The organism is Arthrobacter sulfonylureivorans, from assembly GCF_022637435.1.
Taxonomy (GTDB): Bacteria; Actinomycetota; Actinomycetes; order Actinomycetales; family Micrococcaceae; genus Crystallibacter; species Crystallibacter sulfonylureivorans.
Map to the genome: position 1 here is coordinate 1486145 of NZ_CP093326.1, position 21413 is coordinate 1507557.

General features: G+C 59.3%; 21 protein-coding genes. 12 read left to right on the forward strand and 9 right to left on the reverse strand.

Annotated features, from left to right (window positions below; translation table 11 throughout):
* Positions 1-40: 40 nt before the first annotated feature.
* A complete protein-coding gene (locus MNQ99_RS07140; RefSeq protein WP_241914941.1) occupies positions 41-745 on the forward strand; it encodes a GntR family transcriptional regulator in 705 nt (234 codons plus the stop codon).
* A 647-nt stretch (positions 746-1392) separates the two neighbouring features.
* Here MNQ99_RS07140 and MNQ99_RS07145 read toward each other — a convergent pair.
* The 3 genes from MNQ99_RS07145 to MNQ99_RS07155 form a co-directional block, all read right to left on the reverse strand.
* Positions 1393-2652: an amidase family protein gene (locus MNQ99_RS07145; RefSeq protein WP_241914942.1), complete on the reverse strand. Its 1260-nt coding sequence runs from the start codon at positions 2650-2652 to the stop codon at positions 1393-1395.
* Positions 2653-2908: 256 nt separating this feature from the next.
* Positions 2909-3865: an aldo/keto reductase gene (locus MNQ99_RS07150; RefSeq protein WP_241914943.1), complete on the reverse strand. Its 957-nt coding sequence runs from the start codon at positions 3863-3865 to the stop codon at positions 2909-2911.
* A gap of 34 nt (positions 3866-3899) precedes the next feature.
* On the reverse strand, positions 3900-4538 hold the full coding sequence (locus MNQ99_RS07155; protein WP_241914944.1) for an NAD(P)-dependent oxidoreductase: 639 nt from the start codon (positions 4536-4538) through the stop codon (positions 3900-3902).
* Between the two features lie 336 nt (positions 4539-4874).
* Between MNQ99_RS07155 and MNQ99_RS07160 the strand changes: the two genes are divergently transcribed.
* From MNQ99_RS07160 to MNQ99_RS07185, 7 genes are all read left to right on the forward strand, one after another.
* Entirely contained in the window at positions 4875-6521 is a 1647-nt protein-coding gene (locus MNQ99_RS07160; protein ID WP_277883623.1) for an ABC transporter permease, read from the forward strand.
* Positions 6518-7660, forward strand: a complete 1143-nt coding sequence (locus MNQ99_RS07165; RefSeq protein ID WP_241914946.1) for an ABC transporter ATP-binding protein — start codon at positions 6518-6520, stop codon at positions 7658-7660. The genes MNQ99_RS07160 and MNQ99_RS07165 overlap by 4 nt, the downstream gene beginning before the upstream one ends.
* Positions 7661-7699: 39 nt before the next feature.
* Complete coding sequence (locus MNQ99_RS07170) at positions 7700-8764, forward strand: ABC transporter substrate-binding protein (protein ID WP_241914947.1); 1065 nt, start codon at positions 7700-7702, stop codon at positions 8762-8764.
* A gap of 86 nt (positions 8765-8850) precedes the next feature.
* Entirely contained in the window at positions 8851-9381 is a 531-nt protein-coding gene (locus MNQ99_RS07175; RefSeq protein ID WP_241914948.1) for a VOC family protein, read from the forward strand.
* 422 nt (positions 9382-9803) lie between these two features.
* Positions 9804-10613, forward strand: a complete 810-nt coding sequence (locus tag MNQ99_RS07180; RefSeq protein WP_241914949.1) for a fumarylacetoacetate hydrolase family protein — start codon at positions 9804-9806, stop codon at positions 10611-10613.
* A 4-nt stretch (positions 10614-10617) separates the two neighbouring features.
* Positions 10618-11376, forward strand: a complete 759-nt coding sequence (locus tag MNQ99_RS19175) for a polysaccharide deacetylase family protein (RefSeq protein WP_422387504.1) — start codon at positions 10618-10620, stop codon at positions 11374-11376.
* A 41-nt stretch (positions 11377-11417) separates the two neighbouring features.
* On the forward strand, positions 11418-11996 hold the full coding sequence (locus MNQ99_RS07185) for an NADPH-dependent FMN reductase (protein WP_241914950.1): 579 nt from the start codon (positions 11418-11420) through the stop codon (positions 11994-11996).
* 942 nt (positions 11997-12938) lie between these two features.
* Here MNQ99_RS07185 and MNQ99_RS19180 read toward each other — a convergent pair.
* The 5 genes from MNQ99_RS19180 to MNQ99_RS07205 form a co-directional block, all read right to left on the reverse strand.
* Entirely contained in the window at positions 12939-13364 is a 426-nt protein-coding gene (locus tag MNQ99_RS19180; protein WP_422387505.1) for an HNH endonuclease, read from the reverse strand.
* 67 nt (positions 13365-13431) lie between these two features.
* Entirely contained in the window at positions 13432-16035 is a 2604-nt protein-coding gene (locus MNQ99_RS07190; protein ID WP_241914951.1) for a phage/plasmid primase, P4 family, read from the reverse strand.
* A gap of 409 nt (positions 16036-16444) precedes the next feature.
* Positions 16445-16666 (reverse strand): hypothetical protein, encoded by a 222-nt coding sequence (locus MNQ99_RS07195; protein ID WP_241914952.1) that lies wholly within the window; start codon positions 16664-16666, stop codon positions 16445-16447.
* A gap of 98 nt (positions 16667-16764) precedes the next feature.
* Positions 16765-17130 carry a hypothetical protein gene (locus tag MNQ99_RS07200; RefSeq protein ID WP_241914953.1) on the reverse strand — a complete coding sequence of 122 codons (366 nt, stop codon included), beginning with the start codon at positions 17128-17130 and terminating at the stop codon, positions 16765-16767.
* Positions 17127-18503: a recombinase family protein gene (locus tag MNQ99_RS07205; RefSeq protein WP_241914954.1), complete on the reverse strand. Its 1377-nt coding sequence runs from the start codon at positions 18501-18503 to the stop codon at positions 17127-17129. The genes MNQ99_RS07200 and MNQ99_RS07205 overlap by 4 nt, the downstream gene beginning before the upstream one ends.
* A gap of 205 nt (positions 18504-18708) precedes the next feature.
* On the opposite strand from MNQ99_RS07205, the gene MNQ99_RS07210 reads away from it, so the two are divergent.
* The 4 genes from MNQ99_RS07210 to MNQ99_RS07225 all read left to right on the forward strand — a co-directional run bounded on the left by MNQ99_RS07210 (position 18709) and on the right by MNQ99_RS07225 (position 20380).
* Positions 18709-18897: a hypothetical protein gene (locus MNQ99_RS07210; RefSeq protein WP_241915295.1), complete on the forward strand. Its 189-nt coding sequence runs from the start codon at positions 18709-18711 to the stop codon at positions 18895-18897.
* A 109-nt stretch (positions 18898-19006) separates the two neighbouring features.
* Positions 19007-19351 (forward strand): TadE family protein, encoded by a 345-nt coding sequence (locus MNQ99_RS07215; protein WP_338423120.1) that lies wholly within the window; start codon positions 19007-19009, stop codon positions 19349-19351.
* A 79-nt stretch (positions 19352-19430) separates the two neighbouring features.
* On the forward strand, positions 19431-19880 hold the full coding sequence (locus tag MNQ99_RS07220; RefSeq protein ID WP_127511388.1) for a pilus assembly protein TadG-related protein: 450 nt from the start codon (positions 19431-19433) through the stop codon (positions 19878-19880).
* Between the two features lie 86 nt (positions 19881-19966).
* Positions 19967-20380: a pilus assembly protein TadG-related protein gene (locus tag MNQ99_RS07225; RefSeq protein WP_241914955.1), complete on the forward strand. Its 414-nt coding sequence runs from the start codon at positions 19967-19969 to the stop codon at positions 20378-20380.
* A gap of 50 nt (positions 20381-20430) precedes the next feature.
* Here MNQ99_RS07225 and MNQ99_RS07230 read toward each other — a convergent pair whose 3' ends face one another.
* Positions 20431-21336, reverse strand: coding sequence for an alpha/beta fold hydrolase (locus MNQ99_RS07230; RefSeq protein WP_241914956.1), 906 nt, complete (start codon positions 21334-21336; stop codon positions 20431-20433).
* Positions 21337-21413: the final 77 nt, after the last annotated feature.

Genomic DNA, 21413 nt, shown 5'->3' on the forward strand with positions numbered 1-21413 from the left:
ACCGATCTATTTCAGCAACTTTTCCTCCTGGAGGCCAACCGTGGGCAAAATCGTTAATGGAGAGAGCCGGAGTCTGTCGTCGGACGTGTACTCCTCAATCAGACAGCTGGTTTTCAGCGGTCAACTCGAACCGGGGCGATGGATCCAGCTGGGCGCACTTAGTGACCGGCTAGAGGTAAGTAAAACTGTTATTCGTGAGGTTTTGTCCACTTTGGTGGGTGAGGGGCTGTTGGAACTCATACCCGGACGGGGATTTCGAGTGGCTGAGTTCAGTCCCTCCGAATTGCCGGAGCTTACGGAAGTAAGATGTCTCGTCGAAACCTATGCACTGAAAAAATCCGTTGATAAGGGGGATGTTGACTGGGAAGCTCGGTTGATTGCCGCGCATCACAGGATGTCCCGCGAACCAAGAAGAGCCTCGGATGATGACCGTATGCTGAACCAGGAATGGGCGCGCCTCCACGCCGAATTTCATTGGGTACTGATTTCGAACGCATCGGTACCTGCCTTGCAAGACTTCTGCCGCAAGCTAGCTGCCATGTTCGATATTTGTCGCCTTCAGATTGGACCTGAACTCGGTGCACGGGACGTAGAGGACGAACATCGTGAGATCGTAGCAGCCGTGCTTGAACGGGACGCCGACCGGGCTGGTGACCTCTTGGCGCGTCACTACAGGGAAACTACGCATCACCTACTCCAGCAATGGGAACAGAGCCAGAAGCAACTTGGTGTTAAGGCAGAGTAAACGACATAGGGAGCAGCTCAAACATTGGCACTCCTGGCGCAGCCCGCCAGACTTTGTCCTTTTCAAGAGTCAAGGACCGCAAGACTGAATTTAGGTACACTCTACCTCTGCGCGAGCTGGTCGACCCCGGTAGGGTTTCGCCGCGGGAAGTGCAAGACCAGGAAAGTTATGCTCCGGGCTGCTGCAGTAGGATCTCGGCAGCACCGGTGCCGATAATGGTTTCGGTCCAATCCAGGGCGGTTAAGACCTCTGCAAGCCCCGTGTCGGGCCAACAAATGTGCTCCGAACCTTCGCTGTAGGGTCGCCAGCGGGCTTGTACGCCCGGCGCAGGGCGCCCGGGCGCGCAGTTGCGCTTGGTACCTGTGCTGCATCCACGAGGCGCAGAGTTAGGGCATCCGGGTCACGGCCGGCCTCCCGCAGTCTGCTTCCCGATGTGCCCGCATCGGCGATCCCTTGCCGCCTGCCAGACCCGATGCCGCCCCCGACAAATCTCGGCCGGGGCGCACGTAATTGCAGAAGCCGCCCTACGAGGCACCTGACAGGCGAAACATCTGAGGGAATGGCTCGGCCACAATCATTGAGAGGGCTCGGCGAACTTTTCGTTCCGTCTCCTCCTCGTCGAAGCTGTTATGGCGTGCTGACGTCGCTCAGACCGTACTATGGTTCAGTACCTGTTCGACATGCAGAGCCAATCTCAACAGCTGAGAATCGTTGTAGGGCAGAGCCTCCAATGATATACCGACGGGCCATTGCTGCCGGGACGGGTATGGGATCGAGATAGAAGGTAACCCTGCGAAGGAACCCGATTCAGTGTTTTGAGTAACTGTCGGAAAGAGGGGCGCGGAGTCCTCTCCTAAAGGCGATGGGCCCAGTACGCAAGTCGGGTAAATAAGGGCATCGATCGATACCGCCGCGAAGAGATGGTTGTATGCCTGTTGGCTAAGCCTTCGGGCGGACAGACATTCCAGGTAACGTTCTTCAGAAATGGGGTTCTCGAAAGTCGACCGAACTAAATTATCTACATCTTTTGAGGCTATGGCGTCGATGACATCTTCAACAGAGATAGGAACTGGCAGGCTCATCAGGTAAGTGGGAAGGTCTCGGCGAAGTTCATAGCGGACGAGGTCTGACCCTGAGCCAGCCTGACTGACTAAAACGTTAGTTAAGGACACTGGGACTATGGAAATACCAGAAGTCTTAATCCGTTGTAACGCTTTCAGCCAGTTTTCTTCGACTTCAGGGGACATTCCTTCCAGGTATTGTTTAGGAACGCCAAGGCGGAATGGTTTTTCTGATCCCGATCCCAATGGCTCTGCCGTCACAATAGCATCTACCTTCGCAATCCAGCTGACATCTCGGGCGATTACACCTAAGGTGTCGCGAGACGCCGACAGAGGCACCGCGTTCCCGGAGCCCCAGCGCTTCATGGAAGGCCGAAACCCGACGACACCGCACCACGAAGCTGGAATCCTTGCCGACCCGCCGGTGTCTGTGGCGAGCGCGAAAGGAACTATTCCGGAAGCCACGGCGGCTGCCGACCCGCCGGATGATCCCCCTGCAGAACGAGTCGGATCATGTGGGTTTCGTACAGGACCATATCCAGCATTGTCGCTGGTTATCCCAAATGCTAGTTCGTGGAGATTGGTTTTACCAATAAGAGTTGCCCCAGCGGCCTGTAGGCGCTCAACCACTGGGTGGTTGAATTGCGGACGTGCCTTCGCCAGGGCAGGGGTGCCTCCGGTCGTCGGGAGCGCAGACGTGTTGATGTTGTCCTTACATGCAAATGGAATGCCTGCAAGCTGTCCGACACTTTCTTGATAGATCCATAAATCTTCTTCGATTGTCGAGATAAAGGCGTTGTCTAAATCCTCGCGTGCGAGGCTTAAAGAACGGACGATGCTAGTCATTTTCGTCGTTTTCGTTTCTATGAGTGCGTCGGTATCCCATCCCGTCGATCGGCCAGCGTACTTGATGGGGAATTAGGGGCGACCATGAGTACCGTCGCTTTCATGACGGGAACTCGGTAACAAGCGATCTGATCGACCGTAAGTGCGCCTTCTGTAAGTGCTGGCGGTCATCTCAGGATCACACTAGGGGTGGCATGCTCTCCGTTAGGAGCACACCACCCCTAGTGATGACGCTTAGTTCGAACTGGTGAACCAACTAGGACCAAGCGGCGGGGTCAACACGGCCGTCTCCGTCGACTTGCAGCCCTTCTACTGCAGCGCGCACTTCATCAGGTCGCGTTGCCGCGAGTTTTTGCCCTGCTATCGCATCGTCGAGCTGTGAAAGATTGCTGATGCCAAGCAAAACATTGGCAGTATGCGGGTGTGTGAAGGCGAAAGCGATTGCGAGTACAGCTGGGGAAACCCCAATTTTTTCAGAGGCATATGCCAGCCGAGGAAAATTCTTTTGAATTTCGGAGCGCAATTCCCCATTGTCTCCGCCTATGACACGTTCGGGAGAGCGCCCAATTAGGACTCCGCCTTCCAGAATATCCGAGGCCTGAAGCCTGACTTGAGTGCGTTCGAAGACCTCTGCGTATGGGCGACCTTCTCCAACGGCGCGACGCGCCACACCGTATTTAAGCTGGGTCAACTGGGGGCGGGGAAGGCCACGGGCAACGGCGAGCTCGTCTGCCTCCAGGATGTCGCGAGCTGACCATCCAGTGACCCCCCATCCGCCGGCAAGGCCTTCATCGATGATCTCGGCCAGGCTATCGAGAAGCCGGGGCATGTCAATATCACCACCGGACGGGCCTAGGGAGAGTATGTCGAAGGCATCAACTCCTACGCGATCGAGCGTGTTCTTCACCTGATCTTTGTTGTCTCGCTGCGGGAAGGCCCACAGCCAGACCTTTGCTTGGAGCAGGTAGTCCTCACGAGGTAGGCCTGCGCGTCTAAGTGCTTGACCGAAAATTATGTCTGTATGGGAAAGAGACCTACCTCGCGGGGAGTGCCCATCGTAGGTCCCCACGTCAAACATGCAGGCTCCATTGCGCGCTGCTTCATGGACTAGTTCTGCCGCGTCGTCGAAGAAGATGCGGTCGAAAATGTGCCATGAGCCCAGCGCCAAAGGCGGAAGTTCGGAGGGGCCCACGGTCGACTTTTCTAAAGACATTGGATCAATCTCGCTTCTGTACTGGTAGTTTTGGTCATGCCCACGCCACAGTGAAACGGGTGCGATGGTGTTTCGGGTTCTCTACTTCATCCATGAGGGCCCGCGCGAAGTCCTGATATGAAATCTGGCTTTTCCCCTCTGAATCCAAAAGCAGCATGTCGTCGCCCACTTGATATTCCCCAGTCATCGGGCCCTCTGGGAGGAAGACGGCAGCAGGGCTGATGTAGACCCAATCCACATCAGTGGCGGACGCGCGCAAGGCGTCAAGTGCAAACCGGTGAGCTGTCGCTGTTGGCAATGCTGCCTCCGGGAATGCTTCGGATTCCATCAGCAACGCACCTGAATGGATCTGAAGCGTTCCTGCCCCGCCGACCATGATCATCCGACTTACGCCGGCCTTGTCTGCTCCAGTCAGAACTTCTTCAACAGCATTAGCAAGCGATTTCTCGTCACCGGGAACGGGGGAAATGGCTACTACAACGACATCTGCACCGGACACGGCCGAAGCCACAGTGTCTCCTTGGGCAGCATCACAAAAGTCCGAATCACTTAGTACGTCGGACCGTTCTGGATTTCGCACGAGAGACTTCATCTTGAAGCCACGGTGCAATCCTTCCGACACGATCGCTCGGCCGGCTTTTCCAGCGGCTCCGATGACAGCTACGTTCGTCATGTTTTCCTCTCATTCAGACTCGTTGATGCGGAGTGACTCACATCACCGCTGAGTCTGCCACAGCAGGATGTTATCGGCAACAAAATAGATCCAAGCGTTGACATTATCTCGGCAGACTGTAGTGTACGTCACGTAGCATCAAAATTCTGAGGGGGGTCTATGACACTTACTACCGACCGTTCACAACGGGGGCAACAGCAAAAACCTGGGGTGCACCGCAATCGACGAGGGCCGGGATACGACCCCAGCCATCCCACCCCACTCCGTGTTGTTAGAGCTGCTACTAGGTACGTCGGAATTTTCTTGGTCCTGTACTTCCTGATAGGGCCGCTCGTAATGCTTGCTATCGGAGCATTTCGGTCGTCACCGCTCACTCCAAACGCTGTCTGGACACTTTCTGGGTTTCAGACTATCGCTGCCGACACAGGAATATGGGGAGCTCTGGGAAGTTCTGTTCTGTATTCCGGCCTTACTACCGTTATCTCGCTAGTTGCGGCTACTGGATTCGCAATCCTAAATGTTCGAACAGACGTGAGATTTCGGAAGATTATTACTCCCATGATGGTTACGCTCGCTGTCGTCCCCAACCTGTTCTATGTACTCGCGTGGAGCATGCTGGGAAGTAGCGAAGGGGGCATCATTTCACAGGGTCTAAAGGCCATCGGGATGTCAGAAGTGACGCAGTATCTGAACATCATGGGTTGGCCAGGACTGGTTCTGGTGACTGCTGTCAAGGTCACGGGTTTGGCGTACTTGCTGCTCATTGGACCAATCCGCAACCTTGACCCAGGCGTCGAGGATGCAGCTGTAATGTGCGGCGTCCCGCGACTGAAAGCTTTCAGGCAAATCACTCTCCCCAGTCTTATTCCGGCCCTCAGTGCGACGGGTGCCCTTCTCTTTGTCGCTGGGCTTGAAACGTTCGAGATTCCAGCAATGCTGGGCCGACCTGTAGGAATCGAGCCATTGTCCGTGTTCATTTACGGATATCTAGACTCGGATCTGTCCCCCGACTACGCCTCTGCCACCGCCTTGTCGCTCGTCTTTGTGGTTGTCGTTGCCCTGCTATTGGTGCTACAGGCAAGGATCCTCGGGACCCGCGACTTCACCACAGTCGGAGGGAAAACCCGACAGCACGCTCCTCTTTCATTACCATCTGCGGTGAGGGGCTCCTTGAACGTCATCTTGCTGGGTTTTTTCGCCGTAGCCTTGGTGCTGCCCCTTGCACAGATCGTGATAGGGAGTTTTCAGAGCTATTTCGGGGGATACGAAACCTGGACTCTCGCCCACTACGTCGAAGCCGCAAGCAACCGTCGAATGCAGGGAGCGATCACCGCAACGCTCTTCATCGCTGTTCTCGGCGGGGCAGTGAGCGCGCTTCTGTCATTTACTCTCGCATACGTCATACATCGCTACCGGGGTACGAAGACTGCACTGCTGTTCAAGATTGGGACATGGGTGCCTGCGACTGCACCCGGCATCGTCTTGAGCATCTCACTGCTCTGGATGTACCTGTATACGCCGGGTCTTAGGGAATTATTCGGAACGCCCTGGATGATGATGCTTGCGCTGATTGTCGCAACGCTTCCAATCGCCGCCAGGGCCATCGAGGGCAGCGTGGTCCAAATCAGAACTGAGCTTGAGGAGGCTGCCCGAATCTCGGGTGCTTCTAAGACAAAGTCAGTGTTGACTATCACAGCGCGACTCTGCTTGCCGAGCATTCTCTCCGGATGGCTGCTCGTGGGGCTGATGATGTCAGGGCGTTTGGATATCCCCATGATGCTGCAAAGTACCGGCAATCAGACAATCACGACACTCACCTACGCCATGTACGGGCGCGGTGAAGTGGCGGAATCTGCCGCGGCCTATTGTCTCTATTTGGCTTGCCTCCTACTTGTTGTCTGCATAGTCGCCCTGACTTTTAGGGCGTACCAGCACCGTCAGAAACGTCTTGTTCACTCCGCCCAGATAGGCAATGCAAAATGACGATTACTGTTCCGACAAACACCTCGGACGACAAACGGATTCCCGTCTCTTGTGAGGGTGGAATTGAAGTTGCCGGTGTGTCGAAGTCTTTTACGAATGGAATTCCTGTTTTGCGAGACGTATCGCTGTCCATTCGCCCAGGGGAACTGATTTGCTTCCTAGGTCCAAGCGGTTGTGGAAAGACCACCTTGCTGCGCACCATCGCAGGCCTTGATGTGCCCGATGCAGGGAAAATCGTAGTCGGCAAGCAACTCGTTGTTGACCGCGAATCGCGGATCATGGTCCCCCCCGAAAAGCGGGGACTGGGGATGGTCTTCCAGCACTATGCCCTGTGGCCGCATATGACAATAGAACAAAACATCGCCTACCCCTTGAAAGAACGAGGCGTCAGGGGAGAGGACCGCCGGCAACGTGTGAAGGACTTGGCAGAATTTGTAGGAGTAGATGCGACGCTCTCACGTAGCCCGGCGCAATTATCGGGCGGCCAGCAACAACGTGTCGCCCTCGCTCGGGCCCTAGCCAGTGAACCAACCGCACTATTGCTGGACGAGCCCTTATCGAATCTGGACGCCGCACTGCGTGTTCGTCTCCGCCGTGAGCTCCGAGCGCTCCACAACCGCATGGGACTGACAACAATTCTGGTCACCCACGATCAGGAGGAAGCGGCTGTGATGGCGGATCGAATTGCGATGTTGCACGAAGGCGTTATTTCGGAGATTGGGACACCGGACGAGGTTTTGGAACGTCCCCAAGTTCGGTCTACGGCAGAGTTCGTTGGATTCGAGAACTTCCTGGATGTGAATATCATACGTAGTCGCAATAAGACGGCTGTTGTCAGGCTTACAGATTCAGATTTGACTACTGAATTCACAGTCGGTAATCCCCACGGTAATGACAACAAGAACGGTGTACTTGCTTTTCGTGCGAGCGGTGCCCGCTTGATGCCTCAAAACGACCAAGACGCTCTCTTCGGTGAACTCACTTCTCTGGTGCAGATTCGTCACGCCATTGAAGCCGAAGTAGCTGTAGGGGGTAGCAAAGTCCTGATCCGCCAACCGCTTGAGCTACTTGATGTCGCCGTACGCCCAGGTGACCGTGTTGCTGTCCGCATCGATCCGAGCCGTTCACTCGTTTTCTAACCAAAGATCCTCCAACGCACTTACTCGAAGGGAAATATTATGAAGCGATATACGCTGGTTGCAAGCGCTGTGCTGTCTGTCACGGCATTGACGATCGCCGGCTGTGGCAGTGGCGTTGCAGATGCCCGCCCGAAGACCGACTTTCAAGGGGAGCATTCGGAATACCTATCCTCACTTTACCAAGACGCTTTGGATAAGGGGCAGACAGATATCTTAGGATACGTTCCTAATCCGGCTGCATTTGAACCATGGGTTGAGGCTTTCAATGAGTACTTTCCGGAAATTGAGGTCGAGTTGGTCCCCCTTTTCGGACCGGAACTCGACACGCGTCTCAACTCTGAAATTGCTACAGGAGGAATTTCGGCTGACTTCACCAATCTAGGTGAGGGTGAACTGCTCAAGTTCCGCGACAACGGCTGGCTCGAGCAGTATGTCCCAGAGACGATGAGTGGAATCGACCCGATCTACATAGGTTTGGATGATATGTGGATTACTCCTGCCTTAAATATTCAAGGGCCGATCTACAATACCGATCGCGTTTCAGCCGAAGAGGCGCCCTCATCGTGGAAGGACCTTACCGACCCCTCTTTCAAGGGAAGGGTTGGAAATACGCCTCCGACCACTTCCGGTGGTTTTCCAATGGCCACAACTGAAGCAAATAATCTAGGCATTATTGACGAGACGTGGCTCGAAGGACTTGCCGCACAGGAACCGAGCTACTTCCCGTCCTCAGCTAACACGGTCCAAGCCCTCATATCTGGAGAAATTGACCTGTACACAACCGGTCCCTACGTCGTGTATAACGGTGCAAAGAAGAAGGGAGCTCCCTTGGCCTTTGCTTTCCTGGAGGAAGGCAATATGGCGATCAGGGACGCCGTTGCCTTGTTCAAGGAATCCCCTAATCAAGCAGGAGCGAAACTGTTCCTCGCATGGCTTTTCACTCCGGAAGCGCAGACGATCAGTCTCAAAGAAACCGGTCGACCTGGAACAATGCCTAACGCACCCAAGATGGATGGTTTGAAAGAGGCCCACGTTGTCACCATCGAGGCTCTTCAAAATGACTATCCTGCCTGGCGCGAAACACTGAAGCGGATCCTTGAGTAACGACAAGCTTGACCAACCGGAACGAGATGCTCAGAATCCATTAATCACAGACTCTTAGCGCGAGTAGACATTGAAAGGAAAGATCGATGACTTTGACGAATATTGGAACACTCAGTCTTCAGAGCATAAATCACTATGCGATCGCGACAAAGGATATGGAAGCCACCCATGCCTTTTGGACGGGTGTTATGGGTTGCGAATTCAAGGCAGCCCTCAGAGGAGACGAGCATCAAATGAGCACGGGGGAGGTGGCTCCTGAGTACCTGCACGCCTTTTACTCATTCAAGGACGGATCGTGTATTGCCTTCTTCGAGCTTGCCTCTGGCATTGAACCTGTCGATGACGGGGTGCCGTCCTGGACCAAGCACTTGGCCCTTGCGGTCGACTCACATGAGGAACTCCGAGCATGGCACCGGCACCTTAAGGAATCTGGCGTTGTGGTCGCAGGAGAAGTTGATCATGACGGCCTGTTTTATTCGCTGTACCTCTTTGACCCAAACGGACAGCGCGTTGAAATTACGTACCAGACGCGCCAGCTCAACGACGAGGACCGGAGACAGGGGTTCGAGACTATGGAGGCATGGGTAGCTGATAAGCATGCGGGCAAGCTGGGCTAACCTCAGCTTTACCTGAAGAGAAGGATCTTGGAACGCCGGTACTGTTTCACGGTAACGGCGTTCCAAGGTCGATCAGCAAAAGAGAATTGACAACGAAGCTTTGGGTTGAATGACGGATCTTCGGTGCCGCATGCCTCCACCCTCGGCGTGAAATGCGGTTCAGGAGTTGCGTTGATATAGAAATCTCTCCGGCTTGATTTCTTTCTGGGGCTTGCAAAAGTTGCTCAAATCAGTGGTCGAACAGGGTTGGATAAGTGTCACGTTGCCCAGGGTTTGTGGGGTGTTGCAATGACATTCTCGATCGCGATTTTTTGCAGGCGTCCTGCGCTCTAAGCGCGGCGAATTTATCCAAGTGATTGAAAGGTAGTTGCGAATTGCGAATCGCGAACCAGAGTGGTAGGGCCGTGCTTGTGAATGGCGCCTTGGGAATTGATATTGAAATAGCCAGCGAAGGTCGCTTTAGCAAAGATATTATGGCCTTGTATGCCGACTGGTCAGAGTTTCGCCAGTGGGCATCTACAACATCTTTTGATGGCGCCGGGCTAATAAAATGGGATAGTCTGGAAGCTGTCTCTCCTTTCCCCTCCCAGTCATTCTGCATCGGCTTGAACTATCGCAGCCATGCCGAAGAAGCTGGTTGGCAGGTTCCAGAAGTTCCGGTCGTCTTCACCAAGTTTCCGAGCTCAATTTCTGGGCCCGGCTCCGCGGTCGAATTGACTGGGGCGAGCGTAGATTGGGAGGTCGAGTTAGTGGTGGTCATTGGCCAGAGAGCGCGGCGAGTCAGCCCCGAAGACGCATGGTCGTATGTCGCCGGCCTCACTATTGGTCAGGATATTTCGGATCGGGATACACAAAAGCGACCGAGAAACGCCCCCCAACACTCGCTTGGTAAATCGCATCCTGGATACGCTCCCATTGGGCCTGTACTTGTTTCACCCGAGGAGTTCTCGAACCCGAATTCCATTCGCCTAGGATGCTCCGTGAACGATGTAATCAAGCAAGATGGATGTACCGACGATCTCATATTTTCTATTCCTGAACTGATCGCCTACTTATCTGAAATGTTGCCGCTCATGCCCGGTGACGTCATTTTTACTGGTACACCATCGGGTATTGGATCTACTCGGACCCCGGCTCAGTTTCTTCTTCCGGGAGACCGCGTTACAAGTTGGGTCGAAGGTGTCGGCGAGATGACCAATACTTTCGTTTCTGGCCCCGGAGTGAGGGTTTGAATTCATGCAGGGAACGCTATGTCTAACAGTTGACAATCTTGGCAACGCCCTCGCTATAGGTCGTGGGCGCGCTTTTCGCCCTGATCCATGTGAGCCTGGGCTAGCGCTCGGTTTGCCGCGAGCTCTCTCACTGTTCAAGTCACTAGGACTTTCTGCAACATTCTTCGTCGAAGGATGGAATGGAATTCATCATCCGTCTGCTATCGCGGCGATGCTCGAGCATGGGCACGAAGTAGCCCTCCATGGGTGGGTCCACGAGCGCTGGGCAGAGCTGAGCGACGAACAACAAGAGGTGCTGCTTTGGGATGGTAATGCTGCACTCCGAATGGCTGGGGCGAATCCTAAGGGTTTCCGTGCGCCGGGAGGATACCGAGGCTCCCGCACGGAGGAACTGTTGGTTGAACTAGGGTACGAGTACGACAGCAGCATTGAGCCGGGGACGGAAGGGGACCTCCTCCGGGCCCATGCTCTGGAGAGCGGGCTCGCAGTCGTGCCATGGCATTGGACAGGGAACGACTATTGGCAGTACACCATGCACCCTGACGGGGGTCGATCACCAGCGCAAATGCTTGAGACGTGGGAAGAGACGCTCAAGGAAGTAGTGGCAGACGCGGGCCTTATGACTGTTACTCTTCATCCCTTCGTGTCCTTTGTGGACGATGAGAGGCAAGGCGTTGTTCAGCGTTTCCTCGAAACAGCCTTGCAGACCTCGGGATTGCGCGTTGTCGGGGCCTCGACCCTCGCGGCAAGTCTAAATAAGTAAGAACGGCACCTCTTGTCGAATTACCAAAAACAAGGAGAAGCATGCAGCTCGGGACCCTCCAAGTAATTATCTGCAGCACTAGACCTGGCAGAGTCGGAGCAAAGATAGGCAGATGGTTCGCTGAATTTGCGCAGCTAGATCTCACGTCTAAAGTCGAGGTCGTGGATCTTGGTCAAATTGACTTGCCGGTGCTCAACGAACCAGAACATCCTGCTTCTGGCCGCTACGTACACCAACACACAAAGGAGTGGAGCGCCATTGTTAGCCGCGGGGACGCTTTCGTTTTTGTGATCCCTGAATATAATCACAGTTATAACTCGGCGGTGAAAAACGCCATCGACTACCTGCACGTAGAATGGCGAAATAAGGCAGTTGGCTTCGTCAGCTACGGTGGCGTCAGTGCCGGCACGCGCGCGGTCCAAGCGTTGAAGCCGGTATTCCTGTCAGTGAAAGCTGTCCCGGTGCTAGAGTCCGTAAACATCCCGTTTGTTTCTACGCATTTTGACGCTAACGGTAGTTTTGTGCCATCTCCGCAAATGTGTGCAACGGCGAAAAGTATGATAGAGGAATTGTGTCGTCTGGATTCTCTAATGCAAGAGCTTCGGCCCGCTGGCACATGAGCGTTTTCTGCTGAGTGCTGGTAACGACCTTTTTTACAATACGTTGAGTCTGAAGAAAATCATTACCCTGTGCAACCCTTGCGTGACGCTACCATCAGCTTCTTTGGGGAGGAACTCAGAGCCGGTCCGCAAATAACAGACGCAACTTTGGTATCTAAGGTATGCAAATCCTGTTTGATTGCCGGACGAATAGATGAGTGATTCAAAAACCCTCGGCCCAGCGGGGACAAGTAATTCTTACTTGACGCGCCACCAGTCCCCGGTCTTGATTGAACGACCGTACCTCCTATCATGACTGTTCTATCTTGACGTATCGAAGTCACACGGTCTGGTCATGCCCAAGGACCGCTACCGAGCCGTGGTGTTGACGTGTAGTGCACAACGTGGGCCGCCCCCGCGTCCCCGCTTAATCGAAGTTGAGGGCTGGAAGCATATCCGGCACGGCTTGGACTTCTGCCGTCGCTCCCGCCGCGCCTGCTCCCTACACTTGCGGCGACAATACCTCTGCCATGGCTCGATTCCTTGGCCACAGCATGAGCATTGACCGCCGGTGGCTCCAAGTGGATAGCTGGTCAAAGGTCTTCCTTCCAAAATCATGACCCCCCTAGGGGTCCTTCCATTTTCGCGGTGGCGCACATTTTCTTACCGTCGCCGTGAAAGATCGACCCGGCCGCTGGGATTTCGACCCCCCTACCGGGGTAGGCATGCGGTTAGTGGCCGGCGGCAGCTTCCCCTACCCCTCGCTGGGGGTGCGGCGGGCTCCAGCGTCCGCGAGCCTGTAGCTCGCCGCGACGGGCCGTCCGTCGCGGCGAGCTTCATCGTCACGCTTTGGTCGCCGCGGAAGCAGCGCACCGCGTTCAAGTCGAAGCCGCTTGCGTCGTTCAGCTTCGATCTTGTTCGTTCGTTGCTTTCGTTTGCCTATGTCATGCGATTGCTTCGTCATCAGTTCGTTTCGCTTTCGTTCGCTTCACTTTGCATGGCTCTTTGTTGGGCTGTTGCGTTGCGCCGCATCTCGGTTAGCTCCTTCGCCGTCTTGTTCCTGTGGCAGGGCTCGGCGTGAATGGGGGCCAGGTTGGCTGGGTCTTTCCGTGCGCCGCCCAGGCCTATCGGGATGATGTGGTCTACCTGATCGGCACCGGGTAGACCGCATACATGGCAGGTGTTGTGGTGGTCTCGGAGGACCCGGGATCGGGTCCGCTGCCATTCGCTGGCGGTGGTCTGGTTGCGCCGAGTGGTGGAGCGGTCGCGGTCTTGGGGTCGGGGGCGGTCTATCCAGCCGCTGGAGGGGTGGGCGTCACAGCGGCCCTTGCGGGTGGCCAGCTGGTGGCAGCCGGGGGTGGTGCACCGGGTAGGGGGCGCTGTTGGCATCTGCGGGGTCTCCTGTCCAGGTCGATGGTGGTGCAGCCGGCGCGGTGAGCGTCGCTGCCGGTGGCTTTCAGGGCTTGTCTGCGTCGCAAGTCCAGCAGCCGGCCAGAGGGTCGGTTGGGTGCAGCGGACAGGCTGAATTTTGTAGCGTCGCTTGTGTCACATGCTCTGGTCTTTCCTGGGCTGGACCGGGGTGGACCGGGGGTGTCTGGTGACCCTCATGAGGTTGACGGTATGGGGGTTCTCGGAGTGCCCCGGTCCGCCCCGGTCCAGTGAATGCTAAGCCCGCCCAGATTCGCTGTTTGCCCTGCATGGCGGTGGGTGCCAAGAAGTCCCGGCGGGAGAGGTTGGAAGGGTCGTTCTTGCGGGTTTTCGTGACGCCGGCCGTGGTGGTTTCGCTGTGGTCTGCGAAGCGTGCGGTGAAAGTCTGGTCGGACCATGCGGTGTGGCCGTGGCGGCGCAGCCAGTCGCTGAAGTCCTCGTGGAGTTCGGTGGTCAGCACGGCGCTGTCCGGGTCGAATTGCAGCCGGTCCTGAATGTAGGCCAGTACCAGGTCTGATTCGGCCCGCCATGCGAGGCTGTCGGCTTCGACAGCGGCCGGCGCCGGCGGCATGGTCTGGCCGGCGGCGTACCAGGCTTGCGCACCGGCCACGATCCACGCGAGGGCGGCTTCGCGGCTCTCCTTCTGGGTGATGCGCTGCCGCAGTGCCGGGTCACCCGTTAGGTGTCCGTTGCCGTCCGGGTGGGGCCGGTCGGGACGGTGGAACGTGAACGGGAATCGAACGAGGGCGAGCCGCCGCCAGGTGCCGTGGTCGGTGTCGCTGATGACAGGCCGGTAGTTCGTGGCCAGGAACAGGCTGTGAGTGGCGTGCCAGGTGATGTTGTCCTGCCGGATGCGGCGGGCGGTGATTGTCGGCGTGCCGAGTATGTCCTTTAGGCGTTTGACGTTCAGCCGTCGGCCTTCCGGGGTTTCTTCGATGACGGCGAGGCGCGCGCCTTGTAGAGTGGTCAGCTCGGTGGGGTGGTCGCTGGGGTTGGCCAGCAGCAGCCTGTCGGGGACGGTGACGGCGTGTTCTCCCAGGGCGGCGCTGATGCCGGCCAGAACGGTGGTTTTGCCGTTCTGGCCGCCGCCTTGCATCACCGGCATGATGTCGTCGGGCGTCATGTGCCCGGTGGCGGCCTGTCCGAACCTGACTTGCAGCCATGCGGCCACTTCGTCAGGGACGGCGCGCAGGGCCTGCGTCCAGTCGGCGCTCGTGGCGTCGGGTCGGTAGTCGGCGCCGGCGGTCTTGGTGAGTTTGTCGGTCGGGTTGTGCGGTTGCAGCTGGCCGGTGGCGAGGTCGACGGTGCCGTTGCGGACGTTGAGGAGGTCGGGGCGGGCGTCGAAGTCTGCGGGGTCGGTTTCGAGGATGCCACGGAGCAGGCCGGCAACGGCTCGGATTTTTGAGACGGCGAGTAGGACGGCTAGTTTGCGGGCGCGGTCGGCGTCGGCTGTGGTGGTGGCGGCGCGGAACAGTTCGAGGTGTTCCTGACGTACTCGTTCGGTCATGGTGGCGTTGGTGACGGCCGCCCAGGCTTTGCCTGTGTAGTGGAGCCAGCCCATGCCGCCGGCCCAACAGTATCGGTCCTTCAGGCGGTAGCCGATGTGCCCGGCCAGCCGGGCGTCGTCCAGAGGCATGCGGTCGGTTTTTTCCGGGTCGGCTGGTGTCTCTGTGGTGCGGCTCCCGCGGATGGGCCAGGTGGTGCCGAGGCCGCTTCCCTGGTCGGCTGCCGGGACGGGGCGCGGGTGGTGCCCGCCGGCGCGGATGCCGGAGCGGATGGTTGCGGCGACCTGGGCGGGTCCGTCGTCGCGGGTGAGGCCGCAGGCTTCTGCTGCTGTTGTCAGTGCGGCGACGGTTTCGGATTCGTCGAGGCCGGCGCCGGCGATGAGGCCGCCCAGGCTGAATGCGGCGTTGTTGAGCGTGTGGTTCCTGCCGCCTTCGGTGGTGCCGGCGACCGTCGCGGCTTCCTTCTCCAGCGCGCTTGCCAGGTATGCAGTCTGCCGGCGGTCCGGTGGGGTTCCGTCCCAGGCGGGGGCTGCCGGTGTCCTGGCCGTTGCGGGTTTGACCCTGTTCGCTGCTGCCCATTCGGCGAGGGTTTGGCCGCCGTCATTGGGGTCGCCGCCGTCCGCGAGGGCGTCTAGATTGTCGTGCACGACGGTGTAGCCGGCCCCGCCGTATTTGGGGCGGCTGGTACCTGGCAGGAACGCGTTCCTGCCGTGGGAGAGAATTTCGACGCCGGGGTGGCCGGCGAGGCCGGGCTTGCCGTCCTGCGCTGCGATCGACGGTAGGTCCGGGTGGCCTGCAATGTAGTAGTGGCGTCCGCCGGATGGGGTCGCTATTTCCGCGAAGACGGTGATGCCGAGGCCCGCGAGAAGGGCTCGGGCGTTGTCTATGCTGGCACCATTTTTGGTGTCCACGTCGAGGACGGCGACGCGGCCGCCCAGGACACCCATGATGGCGTGACCGGGCTGCCAGTGGAGGAGGCGGGCGGGGTTATCTTCGGGCCGGAAGTTTTGCCAGCCGGTGGGGCGTTTGAATTCGTTGCCGCCGGGCGGTGCCGTGAAGACGGGGACGCCGAGGCGGTGCAGGGCGGCGACGGGGCCCGGCAGTGTTGTGGTGTCGGTCGGGTTCACGCCGGCACCTCCAGTGCCCAGCAGTCGGGGCAGAGGCCGCCGAACAGGAAGGCTTCGGGTAGGGGCAGCGCGAGGATTTCGAGTTGGCCAGGGGTGAAGCGGCGGCAGCGGTCGCAAGTATGGTCGGCTGTGCTGCCGTGCTGCTGGAATATGTGGGCGCAGGCCCTGCAGGCGATGAAGCGGGGGTGCCAGAGCGCGGCCCAGCCGGGTGCGCCGGGGGACAGGTGTGGGCAGCGTCGTGCGTTGTGAAGTGTGGCTCGTGTGGCCGTGCGGAGCCACGCCGATGGTTCGTGGTTCGCGTGGATGCGGGTGCCGGGCGGTAGGCTCTGCTCTGACGATGCCCTTTCCCGGTGTTCGTTTGGCCGCCCCGGTTCCCCCAGCCTGGGGCGGCTTCTCTTTTCGTCGCGGCTCATGCTGCGTCACCGCCGGCTGTGCGGGCGGTGTGGATGATTGCGCCGATGCGGTCCAGTTGGTCCGGTGTCAGAGGTGGGAACGCGTCGATGGTGGCGCGGATGTGGTCTTCCAGGCGCGCGGCTTTGAGGCGCTGCCTCGCGGTAAAGATTTCGGGATCATCGGCGTTGCGGCTACGGGACAGGGCCGCTATTTTGGCTCTCTCAGTCGTCCAAGACATTTGCTTGTCTCCAGGGCAGAACGAATCCTGCCCCGGGCTGAGGGCCTTGCTTGCCAACGGTAAGCGCCGCCGGCGTCGTCGCTATCCGAAGATAGCTGTTATGTCAGTGTAGCAATGAGAGTTGACAGCGGTATTTCAGACACACCCGCTGCGGCAGCTTTGTCCAGCAGCGGGAACAGCTTTTGTTCGCTGGTGCGCAAGGACTTGCCGCAGCGCGGGCACTCCAAGACGACCTTCGTCCTGGTCTCGATGGCTCCGTCGAACACGTCGATCCACTCGCTGATGTCGGTCACCGGCGCATTGCCGTGCATTGATTCATGGCGGCCGCGCCGCCTCTCGGGCTTGCTGGAGCGGGTGTACGGCCGGGCCGGCATCCACGTATCAATTTTGCGGCTGTACGTCTCGAGACGCGCTGTTTGGCTGGGGTGCTGGCTGTCCTGGCAAACGATGCGGATCTGTCTCACGATGCTGACCCCTTGGGTACTACCTGGACTTGTGACGGGTCGAATCTGACGCCTTTGCCGGCCGGCAGGACAGTCACGCTGGCGAGGGTTCGGATAATGCGGCGTTTGTCGCCCAGCGGCAGAGCCAGCCAGGCGGTGTCTACATCGTCGGCAGCGATGACGGCCGCGGCAGGGTTCAGGGCGTCCACGGCGGCAAGGGACGCTTCCGCGTCGGCCAGCTCGGAGCTCAGGCGGCCGGCTTGCTTTCGGACGGCGCCCGGCGAGAGCAAGCCGTCTGCCAGCATGGCGGCGAGGGCATCGCGCCGGTCGCGCAGGTCTGTTGCCCGCTGCTGGAGGGCGGCTGCTTCGTCGCCGGAGCCGAACCGGGCGGCGGCGTCGGGGCGCGCCAGGATGCCGGTAATCACGGCTTCCACAACCTCGTCTACCTTGTCGAGCCGGCGGGTCATGCAGTATCCGCCGAAGCAGCGGTACATCATCCATTCGCGGCCGTTCTTCTTGGCCGGCGAGGCGAACATTTTCTTTCCGCATTTCCCGCAGAGGGCAATCCCGGAGAGCAGGTACTTTGCGTTCAGGTCGTCGGGGGCGGTGCGGCGGCGAGGATCCGTTAGCTTGGTTTCCAGCGACTGGAGGGTGTCGGCGTCGAGGATGGCCGGCCAAGCTCCCTCCCCGAGGTCTTCGCCATTGTAGAGGCGGCGGCCGGTGTTCCGGGGGTTGAGCAGGGCGCGGCGCAGGCTTGTCACATTCCACGGCTTCCCCACCGTGGATTGGATTCCGGCGGCATTCCACTCCCTAACTATGGCGCTAAGCGATTCGCCGGCCAGGATGCGGGCGGCGGCGTCCCGTAGGGCTTCGGCCTCGGCCGGGTCGGCGGTGACTGTGTGCCCGTCGCGGCGGTAGCCGAACGGGCGGCGTATCCAGTGAGCATGGCCGGCTTTGGCCCGCTGAAGGTTTGCGGCCTTTTGGCGTTGTCCTTTGTGCTGGACTTCCATGGCGGCAATGGCGGTCAGGATGGTTGCCACGGCTACGCCGGTCGGGTCGCCGAGGTCGAGGCTGACGCCGTGCACTGATGCTATGTTCACGCGCCGCGCCTTGCCGGCTTCGATGACTTGGGTGAGGTCACGGATGGTGCGGGTGAGGCGGTCCAGGTGCCAGACAAGCAAGGCGTCTACCCGGCCGGCTTCTATGTCTGCCAGCAATTTGCCGAATGCCGGACGAACTCCGCTTGAGGCTGACTTGTCGTTGTCCTGGTAGAGGGCGGGGCCGGTCCAGCCTTTGGCATCTGCGAGCTTGCGGCAGGCGGCTTCCTGGCGTTCGACGGCGGCGGCGTTGCCGGCCTTGTCCTGTGACTGCCTGACGTAGATTGCAACCCTCATGCAGGAATACTAGCACTTGACAATGATGGTGCCGCTGGTGTTCGGCGTGTTACCACTGACGGTTTTGTTTGCCGTGTATCCGGGGATTGCACTGATCAATCTCGGCTGGTGAAGCAGAGAAGGAACCTACGAGCCAACTCGCAAACTGGGAAGGAACCAGGACATGACACAACTATCGCTCAGGGTCGTTGCGACGATGTCATTGATGTGGAGCGGGGGGCTGGATCGCTTGCGAAGGTCGGTTCGGTCCGGGGACGGCGAACGCGGAGACGTCCCGGGGTGGGTGATGATCACGCTGATGTCGGCTGTCCTTGTTGCAGGCATCTTGGCGCTAGCCAAGCCCGCTTTGGAGGGGCTGTTTAATGACGCAATTGGTCGCGTGACGCAGCCCTGACGTGGGAAAGCGTCCGTGGGTTCGCCGGTTGCGGCCGTTTTCCGAATTAGCCGCCCGCCGTATTCCCGACCAGGACCGTGGCCGGTCAGCCGATCGGGGTTCGGCAAGCGTGGACTTCGTGTTGGTCGGCGGAGTCCTCACCCTGATGTTTGTGTCGATCATGCAGTTGACCCTCATCCTGCACGTGCGCAACACACTTATCGACGCCGCAGGGTCCGGTGCCCGCTACGGAACCTTGGCCGATCGTGGTGCCGCCGACGCGCAGGAGCGGACAGTGGCCTTGATCTCCGCTGCGCTGACCGGCGACTATGCGCAAGATGTGCACGTCGAGGAGATCCTCCGGTCAGGCGTACGCACGTTGCGGGTCACGGTCCGAGCCCCACTGCCTGCCCTTGGACTGATCGGACCGCGCGGTGCGTTGGAAGTTGACGGTCATGCGGCGATTCCACGCTGACCGCACAGCGGTTGGACGGCCGCGGGCAGGGGGCCGCCGAGCGGGTGCCGAGGCCCGGACCAGTCGGAAGGGCGCGCTGATGCGCCTGCGGCAGCGGCTGAGGGAATGCCTGGGCGACGGTCAGGGAGGGGAAGCGGGGAGTGCGGTCGTTGAGTTCGTCTTCCTTGGAACGTTGCTCTTGGTGCCGATGGTTTATTTCGTTATCAGCGTTTCACAGGTCCAGGCAGCCTCTTTTGCTGTGGTGAATGCGGCTGACCAAGCGGCGAAAGTGTATGCCGGGTCCGACGACGCCGCAACTGGAGGTCAGGCGGCGCATCAGGCGGCGCTCTTTGCCGCGGGAGATTTCGGTATTGGCCCGGATCAGCTGGATGTCAGGATCAGCTGCGGCAACGGTGCGTGCCTGGAAGCCGGATCGTCGGTCACGGCGGAAGTCTCGATTACGGTCCCGCTGCCGCTGCTCGGGGGCACCGGGCTCAGCATGGCGACCGTGAACTCCTCGGCGACTCAAATCGTGGAACGGTACGGATGATGGTCGAGGGACCCGCGAATACCAGAGTTGCGCGTGGCTTTCTGGGAGCCAGGAATCAGCAGGGGAGGAGCGATGAAGGCGGCCAGGTGCTGGTTCTGCTCATCGGCTTCGTTTTATTGAGCTTGCTGATCCTGACCGTAGTGATGGGGGCATCCACCGTTTACGTCGAAAGGAAAAAGCTGTTATCTGTCGCAGACGGGGCAGCGTTGGCAGCCGCAGATACTTTCGCCTTGGCCGACGTCGAAGCTGACTCAGGTGCTCCTGTGCCATCGTTGGACAGCGGATCAGTGCGGGGATCGGTCCTGCGCTACTTGTCGGAGACGGATGCCTACGGGAGATTCGACCAGTTGACGGTTGGCGGCGGCACCGGCTCCCCGGAGCGGCGTACGGCGCACGTCGAGCTGAGCGCGGTGGTTCGGCCACCGTTGGTCAATTTTCTGGTCCCGGCAGGCATACCGGTGACCGTCTCCAGCGACGCACGCTCAGAGCTCAGACGCTGATGGGGCGTGAGGGCCAGCTGGTGGCCGGCATGATCCCTGACGATGGGTAGTTACCGAAGTGCTTGCTGGTGCAACTGCAGCAGGACCGTTTCAGCCGAGGCGTCCAGCACGGAAATGTGCCCGCCGCCCTCGACCAACTGCAGTTCGGCGGAGGGCAGCCGGCCGGAGAGCCAGTGCGCCGTCGCCACCGGAACGTTCCGGTCCACCGTCCCGTGCCAGATGAACGCCGGTACACCGGGGTCATCGACGGTGAATCCCCAAGGCGACGCGGCGAGCCTCATGTCGTCGCGTACCCCGGCTGTGCCCTGTCGCATCGCGTCCGCGAGGAAGGCAGCGAATCGCGGTGCGGCTCCGGGCCGGGCCGCGACGGCCTGGTCGGCCTCCGGCATGCTTTTGCCTGACGCGGCGATCATCTTCTCCGGGCTGCGGGTGCCGAACTTCATGAAGGCCAGGACAGCGGACGTCACGCGCGGGCGGTGCTGCGCGAACTTGAGGACCCGGGCGACGTCGGGCGATCGGCCGTCGGCCAGACCGGGGACGTCGGAGGGGCCGGCCCCGGAGACGATGCTGACGCCGTCGATGCGGTGCGGGATACGGTGCAGGCAGGCAAGGGCAGAAGGGGCGCCCATCGAGTACCCCATCACGCTGAACTTTGCCAGGCTCAGCCGATCCGCGAACACTTCGACGTCGTCGGCCCACCCGAGAAGGGTGCGGCCCGGCTTGGGCGTGGATCCGCCGATTCCCGGCCGGTCCACCACCAGCAGCCGCACACCGGCCCTGGCCGCCGCGTCGCCGAGGTTGAAGAACGCGGTTTCCAGCTTGCCGCTGGGCGCCCCATGGTGGTGCACCACCGGAGGACCGGAAGGGTCGCCAAGATCGTAGTAGGCCAACCTGCGGCCATCACCCAGAGGGCAGGACTTTTCCTCGTACACGGTTCCCCCGTTCAAACCGGCCAAAACCCGATCAGCCTAGCAGCACCACAGCCGGAAAAGCTCACATTCTTCAGCCACGGCTGGAGTCGTGCACTCATATA